Source organism: Vibrio sp. 1CM24A (genome assembly GCF_023161725.1).
Taxonomy (GTDB): Bacteria; Pseudomonadota; Gammaproteobacteria; order Enterobacterales; family Vibrionaceae; genus Vibrio; species Vibrio coralliirubri.
The window spans coordinates 410,485-425,763 of sequence record NZ_JALNTS010000002.1 but is presented as its reverse complement, the minus strand read 5'-3'; the positions used below and the strand labels follow the sequence as shown (position 1 = coordinate 425,763).

Here is a 15,279-nt window from a genome sequence, read left to right as displayed (position 1 = left end):
ACAGCGTTCCTAAGTTCTTAAATAGCCTTTTCCTCTCACACTGGAAAGGAAAAAGTTAAGGGCTAATGCCAATGCTAATAACACCATACCGAGGGCGACACCTTGAGCAAATGCGCCTTTGTGGCTTTCCATGGCGATAGCTGTTGGGATGTTTCTTGTCATCCCCATAATGTTGCCACCAACCATCATTGAACAACCTACCTCTGTCACGATACGAGAGAAGGCAGCAATGGTTGCAGCCAACAGAGGAAAACGTGTTTCCCAAATCAAGGTACACGCCACGCGTGTTGTTGATACGCCAAGTGTGCGCGCTGTTTCTACCGCTCGGCGGTCACTGGCCTGCAGAGCTCCGTGCATCATCGCAACTAGGATAGGGAAACAGATCACCATCTGACCTAGAATCATCGCCTTTTGGGTGAACAGTAATTGCCAATCACCTAACGGGCCAGAGCGAGAAAGCATCATGTACATCAACAAACCGATAACCACAGTAGGGATCGCTTGCAGGGTGTTGATCACTGAAAGCAGAGCCCATTTCCCGGGAAACTCGGTGTAAGCCAATAAGAAAGCCATAAGGATTGCAGGAACAATCACCAATGAGATGGCGGACAAAGATACGCTGAAGGATACCGCGACGATTTTCCACAATTCGTGGTCAAAACTCACAAGTAGATTCATTGCATCAATCGTTGTTTGCCATAGGGTCATGAAGTATCTCGTGTAAATCGATAATAGGTTTTATCGGTAATGACTGATGTTAATCATAGCTGACACTAACTATTTGAGTGTGTATTGGTCAGCTATTGTTCTTAAGCAAGCATGATTGTGTTTCTAAGCTTGAATGTGTTGTTAAGCGTGAACGTTATTAAAGCGAGATAGCTTTATAGCGATCTGCTGTTAACCAAGACAGTTTTTAAAGCGACATTGCTTAGGTGCTTCGTTAACGGTTTAGTTAAGCGTAGCGCTAATTGATTCGGGTTGAACCCTTAGCGCTACTTTTACTTACAGAAAACGACTGTTCACTTACAACAAACTATTCTGCGCTTGCAACAAACAGTTGTTTGCCATGCAGTTTAAAGTCGTTAATCAGTTTCTGACCTTTAGGGTTAACCAACCAATCACTGAATACTTTCGCTGCTTGGTAGTTAATGCTTGGGTAGCGCTCAGGGTTAACCAGAATCACTTGGTAAGGGTTGAAGAGGTTCTTGTCACCTTGGAAAAGGATTTTTAGGTCTAGTTTATTTTGGTAAGCCAACCAAGTACCACGGTCTGTCATGGTGTAGCCTTGCATCTCTGACGCCATGTTCAGAGTAGGGCCCATGCCTTGACCAACACTGCGGTAGCCACCAAAGTTTGGTTCGATTTTAGTTTGCGCCCAAATACCCATCTCTTTCTTATGAGTACCAGAGTCGTCACCGCGAGACACAAATGTCACGTTATTAGTCGCGATCGCTTTGAACACATCTGCCACTGCTTTTTGAGATTCAATTTTTGCAGGGTCGCTTTGTGGGCCAACGATGACAAAGTCGTTATACATCAGCTTACGAGGTAAAACGCCGTAACCTTTTTCTACGAAATTCGCTTCAGCCTTTGGTGCGTGAGTCATCACCAAATCAACGTCACCATTTTCACCCATACGAAGTGATTTACCTGTACCAGCGGCAAGAACATCAACCTTGATACCAGAATCCTTTTCGAACTCAGGCAATAAGTAGTCCAGTAGACCAGAGTGATAAGTACTTGTGGTTGTCGCCAACTTAATATGAGTGGTGTCTTCCGCGCTGCTAGCCGTGTAACTGACGATAGATAGAGCTGCAATAGTTAGGGGAATTGCTTTCATTATTATTATGTCCATTCTGTTATAAATGAATGACATGCCTTCAGTATTAAAGGGCTCAAAGAGGGCATGTGCATAAGACGCTAATTGTTGTAATTAGAAATCTACACCTTATAAGCAATCTTAATGCCAACAAATAATGCATCAGATTTCATTAAATTGCTGTTATTTCGGACAAAATTGCGTCATTTACCCCCTTAAAATGAATCAAAACATGAGCTAGGACAAAATGTCGCACATTGTCCCTGTTGGAGAAAAGGTTAATTGGTACACTCTGTCCCAACTTTCCTCACCGGCCTATCATTATGTCTTTACCTAGTTCATCTGCATCCAATCTCAACCCGAACACATTGACTCAGTATCAGGCGTTTTCCGTTTTGGTGGTCGATGATGAATTGGGTATGCAGGCTATCTTAAAGAAAGCACTAGGTAAGTTCTTTGGCAAGGTGTCGAGCGCAGGGTCGGTTGAAGAGGCTGAAACACTGCGTTCGAGCGAACATTTTGATCTGATTGTCCTTGATATCAACCTACCTGGCCGTTCTGGCATTGAGTGGGAAGAGGCGTTTAACGACAACGACAAACGCGCCGATGTGATTTTTATGACGGGTTATGCCGATCTAGAGATGACCATATCCGCGCTTAAGCTTGGTGCTTCAGATTTTATTCTTAAGCCGTTCAACCTAGAACAGATGATACAAGCCGTTCTACGTTGTATGGATAAGCGACTCGACCAAAGGATGCAGTACGCGTTGAAGCGTGATGTGAGTCGTCATATCAAGACAGAACTGATCGGCAATTCAGACAAGACCAAACAGCTTAAATTGCTGATAAGTCAATTTGCACCGTCTCGAGCTTCCGTTTTGATAGAAGGTGAGTCGGGTACAGGTAAAGAGTTGGTTGCGCGAGGTGTACACGAAGCCAGTAAACGCACAGGTCCATTTGTGCCAATCAACTGTGGCGCGATTGCTCCAGAGCTTCTAGAAAGTGAACTGTTTGGACATACATCAGGCGCATTTACTGGTGCGAAGAAAAACCGTGAAGGTCTTTTCCGGGTCGCAAGTGGTGGCACCTTGTTCCTTGATGAAATTGGTGAAATGCCACTGCCAATGCAAGCTGCATTGTTACGCGTGTTAGAGCAAAGAACCATTCGTCCAGTCGGTAGCGAGAAGGAAATTGCCGTTGACGTACGAGTGGTGGCGGCGACCAACCGAAATCTTCAAGAAGAGGTCGATAAAGGGCACTTCCGCCGTGATCTGTTCTACCGACTCAATGTACTTAAGATTGATGTGGTGCCATTGAGAGAGCGCCCATCAGACTTGATTGAACTTGTTCCATACTTTACTCGTCTTTTATCGAGCGAGCTTGGCATGCCAGTTCCAAATTGGGCACATGAAGATATCTTGGCGTTGAACGAATACGAATGGCCGGGAAATATTCGTGAGCTTAAAAACTTAGTCGAACGATGCATTCTTTTAGACAAGCCACCAGCACACTATTGGCGCGAAATTAATGGTGACCCTGTTCCCGCTAGCATTTCAGTGACGGTGTCACATGGTGCAGAAATGCCAAACTTGAATAATGCAGACGCTGCCGAGGGTTATCCAAACACTTGGACACTCAAAGAAGTGGAAAAATCTCATATAGAACAGCTGGTTAGTTTTCATGATGGCAATAAATCGGCAGCTGCAAGAGATCTTGGCGTCGCACGTAAAACGCTAGAACGTAAATACAAAGATTGGAACACAGAAGGCTCTGAATATGCCGATTAGACGTCGTTGGTGGTCAAAGTGGGCGTTCCGATTCAAAACCATGGTTCGCTACCGCTTATTATTCCTTACATCTGCTCCGATCATTCTGACCTTGTGCGCGCTTGTGGCTATCACACTGTATTGGTCAATACATTACACGTGGCAGGGCGCTCTGATTGATGTCGATGAGCGTTTGGATGTTGCCGATAACAGTATTCACCTGATCCAAAATCAGCAAGCATACAACGTTCGTGCGTTTGCCGAGTCTTATAACTTTCGAACCAAACTCGCGAGTGATCTTTCACACGAAGAGCTAACTCGCTGGGTGTCTGAGAACAAATCTCGCTATGAGCTCGATTTTCTGCGTTGGCGCAGTGTCGAGAGCATGGAAAAGAAACTCGAATATCTAAACTTAACTCACAAGTCTTCATTTTTCAGTGTCTTAAGCCGTAATGAACTCAATTATCTCGATCGTGACCTCGCTAAAAAAGCAGAAGTTCCGATGCTCAACGGACAAGAAGTCGAGACTCGAGGATTGGTAAGCCGAACCGTTGTATCCATCAAAGATGAACATGATCATGTAATTGGTTTTCTAGATGGTGGGATCTTACTGAATAACAGCACTCAACTTGTTGACCAAATCAGTAACCTTATCTATCCACAACGAGAAGGGTTTAATCGTCATATTGGTACGGTCACGGTTTTCCTTGATGATCTTCGTGTTAGCACCAACGTGCCTTTGAGCAGTGAAGACAGTGTAGGGCGCGCGATTGGAACACGTGTTTCTCACGAGGTTCACTCGAAAGTCTTGAATGAAGGTAAAGAGTGGCTAGATCGAGCGTATGTTTACGATGCTTGGTATATCACAGCTTACCAACCAATCCATGACCAGTTTAACAATGTGATTGGTATGCTTTACACCGGTTATTTGATTTGGCCGCTGATAGAAACCTACTTGACCAACCTTGGCGAAATCAGCATTACCATTGTGTTGCTGCTGTTGGCATCCGGCTTGATCGTTCACCGTGGTGCGCGTGATCTTTTTAACCCAATTGAACGCATTCATAAGGTCGTCAAGCTAGTACAGATGGGGCAAGACAAGCGCATTGGTACGCTAGGTTTGGATGATCAACACGAACTGACACTGCTCGCTAAACAATTCGACAAGATGTTGGATCTACTGCACGAGCGCAATCAAGAGATTCAACAAGCGGCGTCTGAACTAGAGTGCAAAGTGCATTCTCGTACCGCGAGTTTGAAAGAGAAAACTGAAGAACTCGAACTGCATATCAAGCTTCTCAATCAAGCCAGAGATAAGCTGGTGGTCAATGAAAAGCTAGCCGCGTTAGGTGAATTAACAGCAGGCATTGCTCATGAGATCAATAACCCAACCGCCGTGATTCTTGGCAACGTTGAACTGATGAAGTTTGAACTGGGCGATGAAGTGAGCCGTGTAGACGAGGAAGTCCACGCGATCATGGAGCAGATTGACCGAATTCGAAATATCACGCGAAGCCTGCTTCAATACAGCCGTCACGGTGGCGTACAAGACGAAATTACGTGGCAACATATCAATCCAATTGTCGATGAAAGTATTACGCTCGTAAAAACAGGTGCGAAGAAGAAAGGCATTGTGTACGTATCACAGCTGAACGCTAAAACCTCAGTCGAAGTCAATCGAAACCAATTGCTACAGATTCTGGTTAACCTACAAATGAACGCGATTCATGCAATGGACGGTCAGGGCACGTTAACCATTTCGAGTGAAGACTGGGTTGAAAATGGCGTGTCTCACGGCGCTATCGTTCATGTTCAAGATGAAGGCTGCGGTATTAAGGAAGAACAACTGAAACGTATTTTCTCGCCTTTCTATACCACCAAACGTGATGGCACAGGCTTAGGGTTGTCAGTGTCTCAGAGTATCTTGAGCCAAACTGGCGGCGAGATCCGAGTTGAATCGGAGGTAGGTAAGGGAAGTTGCTTTAGTATCTATCTTCAACAGAAAGCGACGCCTCAATTGCTAGTATCAAACCTATAAGTTCTAAGAACCAATTCACTGATATCATCATCTGATAATATTTCTAACGCGCCTGGGCTATTGCACGAACGTTTTAGCCCAAGCACGAAAATTCCGCACTACTAATCTATCTCAAACCAAATCTCAACCTCTGCCGGTTTGACGAGCACCTCTTTTTGGTTATGTAACACAGTGTATATCTTTTGATCTTGATGCATATCATCTGAACTGTACGAAATTTTGATACCTTGGCCGAAAATCCATAATCAAAACAAATAATAAAGTCAGCCAGCTATGAAATTAAGTAACTTATCTATCAAATCAAAACTCGTCTCCATCGTCATTTTATCGGTTGTTCTATTGGTAATGGCGTCCACTTTTAATCTAATGCAGCAGCGTGCGAGTTCCATGCAAGAGCGCCAAGATAAGCTCAGTGCTCAAGTCGAAACTGCAGTCAGCTTAGCGAGCTACTATTACAACCAACGTAATGTGCTCGGTGAAGAGGTCGCAAAGAAACAAGCACTTCAAGCGATCGAAACCCTTCGTTATGACACCACCAATTACTTCTGGATCTTAAACCAGCAACTCAACGTTGTTATCCATCCATTAAAGCCTGAACTCAATGGCAAGAACGCGGGTAACTTTAAAGATGGTGCGGGGAAACACCACTGGCGTGAGATGGTCACCATTTCTCGTACTCCAGAAGAGAAAGGCTTTCTTGATTACCAATGGATGAGCCCGCAAGGTGAACTCAAAGACAAGATCTCCTACGTACAACTGTTCCCAGAGTGGAATTGGATTGTTGGCTCGGGCATCCTAGTTGCGGACATCCAAGAGGCGTTCTATGCAATGGCGCTCAAAGAGGGATTGGTTGCGGTCGTATTGTCGGGCCTGTTGTTTGCGATGGGTTACGCGATTTCAAATAACATCTTAGTGCCACTAAATAAGCTTATCGACAACACCCATAAGATTGCCGATGGCGATCTTCGTGTACGCATGAACATGACACGTAAAGATGAACTGGGCGATATGAGTCAGCAAATAGATACCATGCTCGACAAACTGCAAAGCACGCTTCGCACAGCCAATGAATCGGCGGATTTATCCAGTAATATGGCGAGCCACATCGCTCAAGCCAGCGAAGAAGCGGCAACCAGTGTTAACTCACAGCATGCACAGCTTGAGTTGTTATCGACCGCAATGACAGAAATGAGTGCCACCATTTCTGATGTCGCCGTTAATGCTGAAAACACTGCCGCAAGCACCAATAAGGTTGTAGACCACGCAAACCAAAACGACCAAAACATGCAGGTAACGTCTGATACTATATCTCAGGTTTCAGAAAACATTTCGACCGCGAACAACTTAGTCAGAGATCTGCAATCAGGTGTGACTGAAATAAGCCAAGTCGTTGGTGTCATTCGTGATGTATCAGAACAAACGAACTTGTTAGCGCTCAACGCAGCAATAGAAGCGGCGCGTGCAGGAGAGCAAGGAAGAGGATTTGCGGTTGTTGCTGATGAAGTCCGTAACCTTGCTAGCCGCACTCAGAATTCAACTAACGAAGTGCAATCCACAATTGAGAAACTGACTCAACAAGCAGAACGCACCTTTAAGGCAATGCAAAGCAGTAACGAGAAGGTTGATCACAGCGTTATCGCGTCTAACGAAACTCGCCAACAACTCGATGTGATAGTGAATGAGCTTCACAACGCCAACGACATGGTCGCACAGATCGCCGCCGCATCGGAGCAACAAAGCACGGTAGCCACTGAAATGAGTGAAAGTGTCACTGGGATTCATCTCGCTGCAAATGAGGTACTGCAGGCCTCACAATCGCTTGCAGAAGACAGTCAGAAAATGGCGAACACTACAGAACACCTTACTGAGCAATTGAAATACTTTAAGGTTTAGCATCAATAGGACTATTCGCTTGAAGATAAAAAGCTCATAAAAAAACACCTCCGCACTTGCGATAAGTTCGGAGGTGTTTTTATTTATGGCTAGTCATTTGCTATAAGAAACAGACATCTAAAGCATCAAGCCTAATGCGCCGCCACTGAAATCTTCGGTGGGTTGATGTTGTGCTTCTTAAACTCTTTCATCACACGCAGGGTAATGTCGGTTTCAAACAGCTTCTCATATGCAGTATCGACGACATAAGCCTTACAAGTTAGCTGTATCGCTAGATAGTTATCGGTAATCGTCTGTTTAACCAAAACCGTTACAGGCTTCGGCAAGTGGATGTAACGACTTGAAGACGCCGCTTCTTGAATCAGGTCGCGGGCTAGGGTGATGTCTTCATCCATACCGACGTAAAACGGAATCACCACCTGCATGTCCAACGCACCGTAGTTACCACTGGTGGTCACTTCATTTAAGAACTTGTTGTTCGGAATGGTAATTATGTCATCGTTCAGGGTTCTCATTCGCACTGAACGCAAACCGATGGTAATGATATCACCGTAGTTGCCTTCAAACGTGACACGGTCACCAACTTGAAAGGGTCTATCAATCATCACAGTGATACCCGCGATAAATGATGCCGCCAAGTCTTTAAGCGCAAAGCCGACCGACACGGCGAGGGTACCACCAATCAAAGCCAGTATTTGGTCGTTGATTCTAAAGCTCATCATGAACACGATAAGACCAGTGCTCACGTAGATAAAGAACTGAGTAAACGACTGCAGTTTTTGTAGCAACATTCGATATTGCACGAATTGGCTACCAAAACTGGTCACCATTGAGTTGATGAACTTGAGCAGTAACCACATCGCAGCAATAACGATCATGGAGAAGAACACGCCGCTCCATCGCACTAGGCTAGCTATCTTTGAGATGTTTTCTACATTGGCTAACTCTTCCGTCGCAAAGGTCGGGAAACTGACAGCACTTGCCAAGCCAACAAATAGTAGGATAAATAATTTCTTCATTTTACTTCACCAGTAGATGTTGACGGTCGAGAACGTTAGTAATGTGGCGGAACCAGTGCTCGGAAATTCGAGCCTTTTCTTCATGCCAACCAATATAACCACGGCTTTCAAAGTAACGCAGAATGCCCGTTATCTCAGCCGTGCTTAGCTGAGTACAATCAGACAAGACTTCCGGAGATGCGATTTCCAACTGCACGATAGAGCGAAGCACAGCCAACATAGGTTTTGGCATGTTTTCCAGCTCTTGTGCTTCAGGAACATGGAACAAGCGCACCACGGCTTGATCGGTATCTTTGTTTCGATTCAAAGAAAGTCGGAAGAAGCGCAGAGCAACGGTAGGGTTACCATCAGAGTAATGCCACAAGATTCGGTAGAAACCTTGGCGTGCGCGGTCTTCCTCGCTCATGTCATCTTGGTCCCACTGTTTAGGCACCACCAAACCATCAAACGACAGCGGCTTCTCAAGCTCTGTATTGATACGGCTATTCAGAAGCTCACCGACCTGTTTCTCTGTCCAACGTGGTAGAAAACACACCAAATCAAACAGCAGACGTTCACCACGCGCACGATCGACAAATCGCCAGCTCGATTTAGCAATCGAAATCACGATACGGTGGTTCTTTTTAGAACGGCGCAGTAGGTTGGTTAAACGAATCAAATCAGACAGGCCGCCAACCATTGGCTTAACTAGACGTTGTGCATTGTCGATCGCAATCAAGTACGTGGTCTTGCTTTTACGAAGGTGCGCCAAGATCTGAATCTCAGTCGCTTTCTCTTCCAAGCCGATGCTCACCGCTAGATGTGCTAACAGCTCTTGATAACCTGCGTAAGGGCAACTTACGTAGACAGGTTCAGCGTTAGAGACTTTGTGCAATAGGGTATAAAGCAGCGTTGTTGCGCCCACACCACGTTCACCTGAAACAATACAGATAGCAGGGCTGTCTGACATCAGGTAGCGAGACAGTTGCTTAACCTCATCACCGGCGTAATCAATTAGAGTGCTGTCGATATTACCCGGCAGGATGTACTCATAGGTTTGATCGCCTTTGATTCGAACCAAGTTTTGTTGGTTTTTATCAAGGTCAGACTGCTTAGCCACTTCGATTCTAAATAGATAAGCCAAAGCTTGGCTAAACAGCGTGTAATTAGATAGCAAGGCCATGATGCGGTGTTGGAAGCTGTACACGCTCAACCATACGATGCCAATTGCCGTCGCTAATATATTGAGTAGGAAGGTTTCCTTACGGTTTACTGCCCAGTTCACCCATACCGGACGATCGGAGATATGTTGCAGCGTATCAAAGACTTTCGCGCGCCATAATCTAAGCACTGAAATGGTAACCAGTACAAACCAGAAAAATAGGGCGCTGTAGATCCAGCTATAGATAGTACCTTTGCCTAGCGTGATGCTCGATATCTGAAGGGTCACACCCGCAACAATGAAGCTCCATACATAACGGCGAATAGTCGATAGGCGCAGCGCAATCACTTCTTGATTGGATGTGCGACCCAAACGATACGCAAATTCCAAAATAAAGCTGATGGCAATCGAACCACCTAGAATCCACCAGGTGAAGATCTCAAGGAAAATCAGGTGTTGTAGGCTAGGGATGCTGGAGAGCACTCTTAGAGAAAGCGTAATCGCGATTAACCAAGCAATCGCACGATCAGCGCGGCTGATATACCAGATCACACGTACTAAAAATGGAGGGTTCGTTTTCGCTTCAAGAAAATTAATTCTGAACAATTCGATCAAGCGAGTGCTGTTAGCAAGCCACCACACTAAACCAAAATAGATAAACAACACTTTTAACGATGCACCAATCACAGGCACTGGCGAAATAAAGATGTCTTTAACGAGCGCTTTAAAGCTACGAATCTGGAAGTAAACAAGATACTCAATGTTGAGCTTGGTTAATTCCCACTCTTGTTTAAATTGAGTTACGCCGTAAGGGCCAAAACCCGTTAGACGCTCTTTATTAGCGGAGTTCGTCTGCTCTAACAGGTGTTGCTTGCTCACATTCAAGCTATTCAAAGTGACGTAACTGGTTTGAACGGCAAACCATTGTTCGGCGTCGTTGTTCACTCTGTAGGCTTTTATCTGTTGCTCGAAGGTTTTGATTTCCTGCTTTTGAACTTGTAGCACTTCAGCGAGCAATATATTGACTTGGCGTCTGTCCGACGGTTCCATAAAGAGGGGGTCGGGTAACGAATCAATTCGATCATCGAGATCAACAGCAGAATCGGACACCTGCGGCTGAGATTGTAAGTCATATTCCAAGTTGGCATGACTAGGCCAAGAGAGAATGGCCAAAGTGAGGATTAAGAAGCGCGATAGTGAACGCATAAAAGTCTCTTAGAATTATGAGGTTAGGATTACTATAGTTAGATAATCTGACTTTGTGAAATCCAACCCCGTGTCGGGGGCGAGTACTTTATTCCCGTTTCGGCTGATTTTGTCATAAAATTGTCAGGGATTAGGCTAGTCTTGCCTATGTATGTTGTTGCTTTGATCGGGTTAGTTTTACTGTGGCCAATCAGCATACGATATATTCAATGGTTGGCATGATTTGGGACGTTATATATCGCCCATTATGGGGCGCTGTTCGATATTTTGTTTTTCCTTACAATCGGCGACTTTTCGGCGATAAATAGAAAATCAAAAATGTGAGTCAGCTCAAACTATGATTTGGCTAGGTTATCACTCACTTAATGGCCAGTAATTGCAATCAATACTTGCAGTTAAAGCCCTGAACAAGTAACGTTGCGGCGTTTTTCACATTAAAAAGGTAATGGCATTGATCTCCACAGCAAATATCACCCAACAATTCGGCGCTAAGCCACTTTTCGAAAATATTTCAGTTAAGTTCGGCGAAGGCAACCGCTACGGTTTAATCGGCGCGAATGGCTGTGGTAAATCGACGTTCATGAAGATCCTATCTGGTGAACTAGAGCCAAGTGCTGGTAACGTAAGCTACGATCCAAACGAGCGCGTTGCTAAGCTAAACCAAGACCAATTTGCTTACGAAGAATTCACGGTAATCGACACGGTTATCATGGGTCACAAAGAGCTTTGGGCTATTAAGCAAGAGCGTGACCGCATTTACTCTTTGCCAGAAATGAGCGAAGAAGACGGCATGAAAGTGGCTGACCTTGAAGTTCAGTTCGCTGAAATGGACGGCTACATGGCAGAAGCTAAAGCGGGTGAGCTTCTTCTAGCGGTAGGTATTGAAGAATCAATGCACTTCGGTCTGATGAGCGAAGTAGCACCGGGTTGGAAACTTCGTGTTCTATTGTCTCAAGTACTGTTTGCAGACCCGCATATCATGCTTCTTGACGAACCAACGAACAACCTGGACATGGATACCATCAAGTGGTTGGAAGATACGCTAAACCAACGTAACTGCACAATGATCATCATTTCGCACGACCGTCACTTCCTAAACTCTGTTTGTACACACATGGCTGACCTTGATTACGGCGAACTTCGTCTATTCCCAGGTAACTACGATGAGTACATGACGGCTGCGACTCAAGCTCGTGAGCGTCTATTGTCTGACAACGCTAAGAAGAAAGCACAAATTGCTGAACTTCAAACGTTCGTATCTCGTTTCTCTGCTAACGCATCTAAAGCGAAGCAAGCAACGTCACGTGCTAAGCAGATCGATAAGATCCAACTAGACGAAGTTAAAGCGTCTAGCCGTCAAAACCCATTCATCCGTTTCGAACAGTCTAAAGAGCTATTCCGTAACGCACTTGTGGTTGAAAACCTATCTCAAGGTTTTGAAGAAGACCTATACAACAAGTTCGACGGTATTTTCGAAGTAGGTGAGCGTGTTGCTATCATCGGTGAGAACGGTGTGGGTAAAACAACACTACTTAACACACTAGCGGGCGCTCTTGAGCCTCGCACTGGTGAGTACAAGTGGTCTGAAAACTCAAACATCGGTTACTACGCTCAAGATCACGCACACGATTTCGAGACAGACATGAACCTGTTTGATTGGATGAGCCAATGGCGCCAAGAAGGCGAAGACGAGCAAGTTGTTCGTGGCTTCCTAGGTCGTATGCTATTTGGTCAAGACGACATTAAGAAATCTGTAAAGGTTATCTCTGGTGGTGAGCAAGGTCGTATGCTTCTTGGTAAGATCATGATGCATAAACCAAACATCCTGCTAATGGATGAGCCAACAAACCACATGGATATGGAATCTATCGAAGCGCTTAACTTGGCTCTTGAGAACTACAAAGGCACATTGTTCTTCGTATCTCACGACCGTGTATTCGTAGACTCGCTTGCAACTCGTATCCTTGAGATCAAAGATGGCAAGATCAACGATTTCCGCGGTACTTACGCTGAGTTCTTGAAAGCACGCGGCTAATACCGTGTAGCAAGAGCTAATACGTAATAACACGTTATACGTATTCAAAATTAGAAAGGCCTCTATCTTAGCAATCAGATAGAGGCTTTTTGTTTTTCCATACCGCATAAATCAACTAGCTTGCGCTAATCGCTAATTACTAATACTTAAACTGCGCGACAATCTTCTCTAGCTTCACACTCACGCTCGAGACTTGTTCACTGCAACGCACTGATCCAGAAACCACGGTATAAGTATCACTGGCAAGGTGTGCGATATCCGTAATGTTTCGGTCAATCTCAACCGAAACCATCGATTGCTCTTCGGACGCTGTTGAGATCTGACTGTTTAAGTCGAACATCTCGCCAACTTGGAAGTGTATTCCTTCTATCGCATTCACCACGTCTTTGGTTTGGCTTTTCACCAACTCAGTTTGTTCTAAGCTCGCTGTCATCTTAGCAACGGTCTTGTCTATTCCAGTGGTTAAACCATGAATCGTGGATTCTATTTGATGAGTTGAATCGTTGGTCATTAGGGAAAGCTCTCGCACTTCCGAGGCAACCACAGCGAAACCTCGTCCATGATCACCAGCACGCGCTGCTTCTATCGCTGCATTAAGTGCTAATAGGTTAGTTTGCTCGGCAATACCTTGAATGGTCGTCACCACCTGATTGATTTCACGGCTCTGTTCTTCGAGCTGAACGATGAGATCTTGCGACTCTGCAATGTTTTCTACCAAGACATTAATACTGTCGTTGGTTGATTGTGTTTTTTGTAGCGCTTGATGGGCATTTTCTTTGATCTTCTCGGCATTGGTTGCGGCATTTTCGATGTTCGCCGTCACCTCATTACTGGTCATCACTAACTCGTTAACTGCCGTCGCTACCGATTCAGATTGCTGCTTTTGTTTCTCTGCATTGCTCATGCTTTTAACTGCCGCTTCTTCAGAGCTGCATGAACTGTCTGTCAGCACCGTCATCACGCCGGATAGCTCTTTGATGTTACCGTGCAGTTTATCGATGAAGGTATCGAACGAGTGGGCAAGTTGAGCGAGCTCGTCTTTACCTTTGGCGTTCATTCTGACGGTTAAGTCTCCATCTCCATTTGCAATAGACTCCATCATCACGTTTATCGCTTTAATTCGACCCAGGATGTTGCGACCGATGAACACCAATAACAGAGAAAGCAGAGCGACGATAGCGGCACCAAACAGATGTAACATGTTTTGTGTGTTTCTAACTGCCGCTGTAATCGCTTGGCTTATCTCATTCTGCACTTCTTCAATGGCTTGTTCTGTTTGATGAACATTGCTACGTAAGACGCCTCTAAGCCCCAACTCTGCAGACAAACCTAGATTGCTGTTAGCAACCAATAGCGTCTCAACCGCAGTCTTATATTCGGAATAGGCTTGTTCAGTCGCAATCGAAGTTTGGGAGTAGGGTTCAAACTCAACAAGAGCATTAGTTAACGCTGCATTCGTTTGGCCATTAATATGTGCGAGGTAATGGAAGTCTTTTTCAATCAGCTCTAATAACGCAAGTTCCAGTGCCAAACTTGATTCTGATTCGATTGCTGATTTCAGCGCTGTTCTTTTTCCATCGAGAACTGCGACAAAGCCCAAAGGTGGGGTTGTGCGTTCGATGTCGTTCACCTGATTGACGATCTGGTGGAACTGTTTCTGATATTGATGAAGGGTATCGGAGATCTTGGTCATTTGATCGGTCAGGTGAAGCTCGTGCGAGGTTAGGGTTCGGTTCAACGTCACCAATCTTTGATTCAATGTGGCGGCGGTTTTATCGAAACGCTCTGCGTATTTTTGATCGTGGCGAGACAAGAAGTCTTTCTCATGTCGCCTAAGCGTTAATAAATCGACTGAGCTTCTGAGATTTTCGGTTGCAGCGATCTCCAATGATTCCAATTTGTCTAAGCTGAATTGCTCGTAGATGGCATAGATAAAAACAGAAATAAACAGGGTGAGGTTGATTAAAATAAACTTACTGCGAATAGAAAGAGACAGCAAACGATGCTGAGGTTCTGATGGATTGTTCATGGTTAACTCCCTTTAGCCGATGACGTTTCATGTCCATCTATGCTTAATAGCTATTAGATACATTTAAATGATGGATATGTAACTAATAGCCTATAGAGTTGTTAAAGCAAGGTCGGTTGGTGGGGACAGCAACTTAATCGAAGATATGCACCAACTTAACGCTCAACTGAACCATTTGAGACGCCGATTTTCCTAAATAGGGCGAGGCTAAGCACGTGAGATTAGATGCGAAAAGAAAAAGTCCTCATTAACACTCATGTCGGCAATCTTTGAAATCGCAGGCATCGTATTAAGTGAGGACTTTCAGTTATTTTAAGTAGTTAGCTTACTATC

The 15,279-nt window shown here is 44.9% G+C and carries 9 protein-coding genes; 4 read left to right on the top strand and 5 right to left on the bottom strand.

From position 1 onward, the window contains the following. Positions 1-9: 9 nt before the first annotated feature. Together MSG38_RS05730 and MSG38_RS05725 are read right to left on the bottom strand one after the other, a co-directional pair. Positions 10-708, bottom strand: coding sequence for an ABC transporter permease (locus tag MSG38_RS05730; RefSeq protein ID WP_017067174.1), 699 nt, complete (start codon positions 706-708; stop codon positions 10-12). 325 nt (positions 709-1,033) lie between these two features. Next, positions 1,034-1,840, bottom strand: a complete 807-nt coding sequence (locus MSG38_RS05725) for a substrate-binding domain-containing protein (protein ID WP_017059611.1) — start codon at positions 1,838-1,840, stop codon at positions 1,034-1,036. A gap of 302 nt (positions 1,841-2,142) precedes the next feature. Between MSG38_RS05725 and MSG38_RS05720 the strand changes: the two genes are divergently transcribed. From MSG38_RS05720 to MSG38_RS05710, 3 genes are all read left to right on the top strand, one after another. Next, positions 2,143-3,606 carry a sigma-54 dependent transcriptional regulator gene (locus MSG38_RS05720; protein ID WP_029235872.1) on the top strand — a complete coding sequence of 488 codons (1,464 nt, stop codon included), beginning with the start codon at positions 2,143-2,145 and terminating at the stop codon, positions 3,604-3,606. Next, positions 3,596-5,623 (top strand): cache domain-containing protein, encoded by a 2,028-nt coding sequence (locus MSG38_RS05715; RefSeq protein WP_050621331.1) that lies wholly within the window; start codon positions 3,596-3,598, stop codon positions 5,621-5,623. Before MSG38_RS05720 ends, MSG38_RS05715 begins: the two co-directional genes overlap by 11 nt. Before the next feature lie 273 nt (positions 5,624-5,896). Next, a complete protein-coding gene (locus MSG38_RS05710; protein ID WP_248401246.1) occupies positions 5,897-7,516 on the top strand; it encodes a methyl-accepting chemotaxis protein in 1,620 nt (539 codons plus the stop codon). 131 nt (positions 7,517-7,647) lie between these two features. Here MSG38_RS05710 and MSG38_RS05705 read toward each other — a convergent pair whose 3' ends face one another. Both MSG38_RS05705 and MSG38_RS05700 read right to left on the bottom strand, forming a co-directional pair. Further along, the gene (locus MSG38_RS05705; RefSeq protein WP_048612067.1) at positions 7,648-8,535 is read right to left on the bottom strand and encodes a mechanosensitive ion channel domain-containing protein; all 888 of its coding nucleotides are present in this window, start codon (positions 8,533-8,535) and stop codon (positions 7,648-7,650) included. A 1-nt stretch (position 8,536) separates the two neighbouring features. Further along, positions 8,537-10,882, bottom strand: coding sequence for an AAA family ATPase (locus MSG38_RS05700; RefSeq protein ID WP_122081563.1), 2,346 nt, complete (start codon positions 10,880-10,882; stop codon positions 8,537-8,539). A 451-nt stretch (positions 10,883-11,333) separates the two neighbouring features. Between MSG38_RS05700 and MSG38_RS05695 the strand changes: the two genes are divergently transcribed. Then, positions 11,334-12,917: an ABC-F family ATPase gene (locus MSG38_RS05695; protein ID WP_009846736.1), complete on the top strand. Its 1,584-nt coding sequence runs from the start codon at positions 11,334-11,336 to the stop codon at positions 12,915-12,917. Positions 12,918-13,056: 139 nt separating this feature from the next. On the opposite strand, the gene MSG38_RS05690 is transcribed toward MSG38_RS05695, so the two are convergent. Beyond that, entirely contained in the window at positions 13,057-14,946 is a 1,890-nt protein-coding gene (locus MSG38_RS05690; RefSeq protein WP_248401245.1) for a methyl-accepting chemotaxis protein, read from the bottom strand. Positions 14,947-15,279 lie beyond the last annotated feature (333 nt).